Source organism: Polaromonas sp. (genome assembly GCF_029945895.1).
Taxonomy (GTDB): domain Bacteria; phylum Pseudomonadota; class Gammaproteobacteria; order Burkholderiales; family Burkholderiaceae_C; genus Polaromonas.
The window spans coordinates 87,381-93,980 of record NZ_JAQSDL010000003.1; the positions used below are offsets into that span (position 1 = coordinate 87,381).

The 6,600-nt window shown below is 65.1% G+C and carries 6 protein-coding genes; 1 reads left to right on the forward strand and 5 read right to left on the reverse strand.

The window, feature by feature from the left end:
- Nucleotides 1-8: 8 nt before the first annotated feature.
- Nucleotides 9-1,481 carry a M20 family metallopeptidase gene (locus PSV33_RS00445; RefSeq protein ID WP_300557460.1) on the reverse strand — a complete coding sequence of 491 codons (1,473 nt, stop codon included), beginning with the start codon at nucleotides 1,479-1,481 and terminating at the stop codon, nucleotides 9-11.
- 140 nt (nucleotides 1,482-1,621) lie between these two features.
- On the opposite strand from PSV33_RS00445, the gene PSV33_RS00450 reads away from it, so the two are divergent.
- Nucleotides 1,622-2,446: a DUF72 domain-containing protein gene (locus PSV33_RS00450; protein ID WP_300557462.1), complete on the forward strand. Its 825-nt coding sequence runs from the start codon at nucleotides 1,622-1,624 to the stop codon at nucleotides 2,444-2,446.
- Here PSV33_RS00450 and PSV33_RS00455 read toward each other — a convergent pair.
- From PSV33_RS00455 to PSV33_RS00470, 4 genes are all read right to left on the reverse strand, one after another.
- Nucleotides 2,433-4,268 (reverse strand): SulP family inorganic anion transporter, encoded by a 1,836-nt coding sequence (locus PSV33_RS00455; RefSeq protein ID WP_300557464.1) that lies wholly within the window; start codon nucleotides 4,266-4,268, stop codon nucleotides 2,433-2,435. The genes PSV33_RS00450 and PSV33_RS00455 overlap by 14 nt on opposite strands.
- A gap of 67 nt (nucleotides 4,269-4,335) precedes the next feature.
- Nucleotides 4,336-4,935, reverse strand: a complete 600-nt coding sequence (gene metW, locus PSV33_RS00460) for a methionine biosynthesis protein MetW (RefSeq protein ID WP_300557466.1) — start codon at nucleotides 4,933-4,935, stop codon at nucleotides 4,336-4,338.
- On the reverse strand, nucleotides 4,929-6,098 hold the full coding sequence (locus PSV33_RS00465; RefSeq protein ID WP_300557472.1) for a homoserine O-acetyltransferase: 1,170 nt from the start codon (nucleotides 6,096-6,098) through the stop codon (nucleotides 4,929-4,931). The genes metW and PSV33_RS00465 overlap by 7 nt, the downstream gene beginning before the upstream one ends.
- Nucleotides 6,099-6,424: 326 nt before the next feature.
- Nucleotides 6,425-6,600 (reverse strand): TMEM165/GDT1 family protein (locus PSV33_RS00470; protein ID WP_300557474.1); only part of this gene is annotated, 176 nt, incomplete at its 5' end.

Consider the following 6,600-nt stretch of genomic DNA (forward strand, 5'->3'; position numbering starts at 1 on the left):
TGGCCGGCTCAGGGCATGCGGGCGATGACAGATGCCACGGCCGCGGTGATTTTCTTGGCATACGGCACATGCAGGAATTCGTTGGGGCCGTGTGCATTGCTCTTCGGACCCAGCACGCCGCAGACCATCATCTGCGCCTTCGGGAAACCCTGACTCAGCATGTTCATCAGCGGAATCGTGCCGCCCTGGCCGATGGTGCCGCAAGGCGCCCCATAAAACGCCTGCGAGGCTTCGTTGAGTGCCTGCTCGAACCAGGGCGAGGTGGTCGGCGCATTCCAGCCGGTGGCACCGCCGGCGCTTTCAAAAGTGACCTTGGCCTGGTAAGGCGCGTTGTCCTCCAGCAGGGTCTTGAGCTCCTGCACCGCGCCGGCAGCATCGACCAGCGGCGGCAGGCGCAGCGACAGCTTGAAGGCGGTGTAAGGACGCAGCACATTGCCGGCGTTGCCCATTTCGGGGAAACCATTGGCGCCGGTCACACTCAGCGTGGGTTTCCAGGTGCGATTGAGCAGCGCTTCGACCGGGTCGGTGGTGGTCGGCAGGGCAAAAGTGGTGGCGCCGCCGCAGTCGTAATGCGCCCACGGGAAACGTTTGTAGATCTGGTCGCCGAGGATGGCCGCCGTGGCTTTCGCCTGCGCCAGCCGTTCGGCCGGAATCTCGCAGTGAAAGCTTTGCGGCAGCAGGCGGCCGGTCTTGCTGTCCTCGAGCCGGTCCAGCACCTGGCGCATGATGCGAAAGCTCGACGGCACCAGGCCGCTGGCGTCGCCCGAATGCACACCTTCGGTGAGGATCTCGACTTTCAGCACGCCGCTGGCCATGCCGCGCAGCGAAGTCGTGAGCCAGAGCTGGTCGTAGTTGCCGGCGCCCGAGTCCAGGCAAATCACCAGGCCCACGTCACCCAGCCGCGTGCGCAAGGCATCGACATAAGGCAGCAGGTCGTAGGAGCCGCTTTCCTCGCAAGTTTCGACAAGGCCGACGATGCGCGGGTGCGGCACCTTCTGGCTTTTAAGCGCCTGGATGGCGGCGATGCTGGCATACACCGCATAACCATCGTCGGCGCCGCCACGGCCGAACAGCTTGCCGTCCTCGTACTTGGGCGTCCAGGGGCCGAGGTCGTTGCGCCAGCCGGTGAACTCGGGCTGCTTGTCGAGGTGGCCGTACATCAACACGGTTTCGGTGGAACCAGGTTTGGTGGCAGGCACCTCAAAAAACAGCACGGGCGTGCGGCCTTCCAGCCGGACGATTTCCAGCTTGAGCCCCTCGACCTTCTGCGCCTCGACCCAGGCCGCGGCATTGCGCATGACCGTGTCCAGGTGGCCGTGGCCGGCCCAGTCGGCATCAAACGACGGCGACTTGGCGGGGATGGTGATGTAGTCGGTGATCTGCCTGACAATGTCGCCGTCCCACTGGGCGCTGACCTGGGACAGGGCCTGAGCGGCGTCCAGCACGCCAGCGGGAATTTCTCGATGCAGGGGGGCGTTCATGGCAACTCCGGGAAGTGGTGCGAAAGACCTACTGTACCCGCGCCTGCCCCGACGTGCCAGCCGGGCTTTGGGGGGTGCGTGGCGCCCCGGGTCATTTTCTGCAACCATGCGGCAACTCACCTCACCACAGAAGGAGTGTCATGAAAAAAGCGTCGTCTCCCGCCCCTGGTATCCGTGTCGGCATTGGCGGCTGGACCTACGCGCCCTGGCGCGACAACTTCTACCCGGCCAAACTGCCGCAGAGCCAGGAGTTGGGCTATGCCAGCCGCCAGCTCAACGCCATCGAGGTCAACGGTACCTACTACAGCAGCTTCAAGCCGCCGACCTTTGCCAAATGGCGCGAGGAGACACCCGATGACTTTGTGTTTTCGCTCAAGGCCAGCCGCTTCACCACGAACCGCCGGGTGCTGGCCGAGGCCGACGAGTCGATCACCCGGTTTGTGGACAGCGGCATCAGCGAGCTCGGTGACAAGCTAGGCCCCATCGTCTGGCAGTTCATGCCGACCAAGGTGTTTGAGTCTGACGACTTCGAGGCCTTTCTGTCCCTGTTGCCCAAGACGGTGGGCAGCCGTCCCTTGCGCCACGTACTGGACGTGCGCCACCCCAGCTTCATGTCGGCGGACTACCTGAAGCTGGCACACAACTACCACTGCGCCACCGTGTTCACCGATTCGCCCGACTTCCCGTCCTTTGCCGACCTGACGTCTGATTTCGTGTATGCGCGCCTGATGCGCAGCGACGCCAGGCTCAAGAGCGGTTATGCACCCAACGCCCTGGACGCCTGGGCCGCCGCTGCCCAACGCTGGGCCAGCGGCAGCGAGCCGGCAGACCTGCCGCGGGTGCAGCCCGCGAAAGACAAGGCTGCACCCAGGGACGTGTTTGTGTTCTTCATCAGCGGTGCCAAGGAAAAGGCACCGGCTGCCGCCACTGGCCTGCTGCAGCGCCTGGGTTTCAAGGCGTCCTAGGGACGGCAGCGTCGCCTTCCGCCGGTTCGGGGCCGGGCACGCTGCGGCATTCCTCAAAAATGCGGGCCGTGCAGGACCGGCAGATGGCCGGATCGAGTCGCGTGAAAATCGTGGCGATCGCGCTGCGCTTGTCCGGGAACTGGTGCTCGGGGCCGAGCAGGCGTGTGAACCCGGTGGTCTTCCACATCTGGATGACTTCGGGACGCGGTCGGTGAAAGTACAGGTCGCCGCCCATCGCCCGGCGCGCGTTGAGCTCGGCCTCCCACAGCTGGGCACCGGTCAGGTCGATGAAGTTCATGCTTTTGCCCATCACCAGCAGATGTTTTTGCGGATGGCGCGCATGGCGCAAGGCGTGCAGGGTATCGGCCACATGCTGGGTCGCGCCGAAATAGACTTCGCCTTCCATCCGTAAAAGTTTTAGCTGCGGGCATTCCGGCAAGGGATGTTCAGCATCCGCCAGCACCACAAACTGCCGGTCCGGCGTCCGGCTGTCGAAGCCCATGGTGCGCATGGCGGGTTTGGACGTGCGGTACAGAAAGGACATCAGCGACAGCAGGGTGCCGAGCAGGATCGCGATCTCCAGCCGGATGCTGACGGTGGCCACCAGCGTGGCCAGCGCAACGCCGAATTCGGTGCGGCTCAGGCTGTACAGCTGTCGCCAGCGGCTGAGGTCCAGCAGCGAGATCGCCACCAGCGCCAGCAGCGCCGCGAGCGCCGCCATGGGGATCTGCGCCAGCAGGGCCGCGCTGACGGCGACCAGGCCGAGCAGCAGCAGGGCAGAGAACACCGCTGCCAGCGGTGAACGCGCCCCGGCCTCCAGATTCGGCATGGACCGGTTCAGCGAGCCGCAGGACACGTAGGATGAAAAGAAGCCGCCAATGATGTTGGACAGGCCCTGGCCGCGAAACTCGCGATTGGCGTCGATGCGCTGACCGGAACGCGCAGCCACCGCCTTGGCAATCGAGATCGACTGACCCAGCGCCACAATGGTCAGCGCGAACGCCAGCCCCAGCAGTTCGGACAGCGCCGACCAGCTGACGCTGGGGATGGCAAATTTCGGCCAAGGCGTGCTGATCTGGCCCACCGTACGCAAGGGCAGCGGGGTCGCGCTGATGTACCTCGTCCAGACCCAGGCCAGCGCCGTGGCCGCCACCAGCCCGACCAGCATGGACGGCCAGTGGGGGCGCAGTCTCCGCACCAGCAGGGTCACGGCCACGGTCACGCCGGCCACGGCGAGCGCCGCCGGCTGTGCCGACCCCAACAGGGCGACCACATGAACCAGCACCGCCGCAGCGCCATGCGCCGCCGCCGCCGGCAGCCCCAGCAGATCCGGCAGGGCGTACACCGCGATCAACACCGCCGCCCCCGAAGTGAAGCCGAACAACGCCGCGGGCGAGATGAAGTTGGCCAGCGAGCCGAGTCGCAGCGCGCCTATCAGCCACTGCATGACGCCCACCATCACCGTGACCGCCAGCGCCATCTGGATGTAACCCGGACTGAAAGCCAGCGCCAGCGGCGACAGCATGGCAAACAGCGCCAGCGAGTTGGCATTGGTCGGCCCCGACATCACATGCCAGCTCGATCCGAACAGCGCGGCAATGATGCAGGGAATGATGGCGGTGTACAGGCCGTATTCGGGCGGCAGCCCGGCCAGTGTGGCAAAGGCAATGCCCTGGGGCAACACCAGCACGGCGCCCAGCAGGCCTGCCATCACGTCAGCGCGCAGGGTGGCCGGCGTCACCTGGTGCACCCAGTGGCCGAACAGCCGTTCGAGCAGCTTCAGTGCCGGGGCTGCGTGTTTTTTTTCCGGGTGGCCTTGCATGGTCTGGAGCATACCGCGACGCGTACGGTACGCCGCGGACCTGGTGCACCGCCAGCGCCCTGGGCGGCTAACCGTGCTGGAACTTGAACACCGCGCGGCTGGCGCGGGCGTTGGGCCAGAAGCGGATTTCCTGCCCATCCTGCAGGCCAAACGAATCAAGGATCTTCAGGCGATTTTTCAGCGCCAGCGCCGCAAAATCCTGCAGGGTGCCGACCCGGATGTTCGGTGTGTCGTACCACTGGTAGGGCAACACCTTGGTGACCGGCATGCGGCCGCGCAGCACCGCGAGGCGGTTCGGCCAGTGGCCGAAGTTGGGAAAGGCCACGATGCCGGTACGGCCCACGCGCGCCGTCTCGCGCAGCATGACCTCGGCATTGCGCAGGTGTTGCAGCGTGTCGATCTGCAGCACCACGTCAAAACTCGCGTCGCCGAACATGGCCAGGCCTTCGTCGAGGTTGAGCTGGATCACGTTGACGCCGCGCGCCACGCAGGCCTGGATGTTGGCGTCATCAATCTCCACCCCATACCCGGTGCAGCCGCGTTCGCGGATCAGGTGGTCGAGCAGGGCGCCGTCACCGCAACCGAGGTCAAGCACGCGCGCGCCGGGCGGCACGAGGCGGGCAATCACCCGCTGGTCAGCGGACAGCCGGGGTGCAGCTTTCAGCATGGCGCCACCTTGCTCTCGAAATAGGAGCGCACCACGCCCAGATAGCGAGGGTCATCGAGCAAAAAGGCATCATGTCCGTGGGGGGCGTCGATCTCGGCGTAACTCACGTCGCGCTGGTTGTCGAGCAGGGCCTTGACGATTTCGCGGCTGCGCGCGGGCGAAAACCGCCAGTCGGTCTTGAAGCTCACGAGCAGGAATTTCGCCCGGGCCCGCGCCAGCGCTGGCGTAAGTTTGCCGCCGTGTTCTGCGGCCGGATCGAAATAATCGAGGGCCCGCGTGATCAGCAAATAGGTGTTGGCGTCAAAATACTCGCTGAACTTGTCGCCCTGGTAACGCAGGTAACTCTCGATCTGGAACTCGACATCCTGAGTGGAGAATTTGTAGCCGCTGGCGTGACCCAGGGCCACTTCGCGGAGCTGGCGCCCGAATTTTTCGTTCATCACGTCGTCACTCAGGTAGGTGATGTGGCCGATCATGCGGGCGATGCGCAGGCCGCGCTGGGGCAACACGCCATGGCGGCCGTAGTGCCCGCCGTGAAAGTCCGGGTCGGTCACGATGGCGCGCCGCGCCACTTCGTTGAAGGCGATGTTTTCGGCGGTCAGGTTGGGGGCGCTGGCCACCACCACCGCATGGCGCACGCGCTCGGGGTACTGCAGTGTCCAGCTCAGCGCCTGCATGCCGCCCAGGCTGCCGCCCATCACCGCGGCCAGGGTGGTGATGCCCAGCGCATCGAGCAGGCGCGCCTGGGCCTGCACCCAGTCCTGCACCGTGACCACCGGGAAGTCGGCGCCGTAGATCTCGCCGCTGTCGGGGTTGCGTTGCATCGGTCCGGTCGATCCGAAGCAGGAGCCCAGGTTGTTCACGCCAATGACAAAAAACACATCGGTGTCCACCGGTTTGCCGTGGCCGATCATGGTGTCCCACCAGCCTTCGGATTTCGGCACCACGGCACCCTGCGCATCGAGATAGACGCCGGCCACATGGTGCGAGGCATTCAGTGCGTGGCAGATCAGCACGGCGTTGGATCGGTCGGCATTGAGCGTGCCGTAGGTCTCGTAGCTCAGGTCGTAGGCACGGATGGACGCGCCGCTTTGCAAGGGCAAAACGTCGGCGAAATGCATGGACTGTGGTGTGGCAACTAACAAAACAGAACGCCCGAACAGAAAACAGTGAACAAAAGAAAACCCGGCATCGCTAAAAGCGAGTCCGGGTTCATGGATGTTCGTCTTTAGCGGTACTTTTTAAGCGCCCGCAAGCTGAGCAAATCGGCGCTGAATAAGTATACCCCCACGCTTTTCACTACGCCGTCGGCTGCGTGTAATGCGCGAGGCCTTGCAGGCCGCGGCTCGCGAGACGCTTCGCCTCTGTCGCCTGTCCAAAGCTGCTCAAGCAGCTTTGGAGCCGCAGGCTCCAGCCCCTCGGGGGCTGCTGCGCCTGCGGACTGGCAGAGCCAGATCCGCGGCCCCTGCTTGCGGAAGACACCAACGGATCAAGCCTTGATCAGCAATGCTGCCAGCCCCAGGCCGGCAAAAATGAGCGCCGACACGACGTGCACCACGCGCAGCGGCACCAGCCGCGTGACGCGGGCGCCCAGCCAGACCACCGGCACATTGGCCAGCATCATGCCCAGGGTGGTGCCGGCCACCACGCCGAACCAGGCGTCGT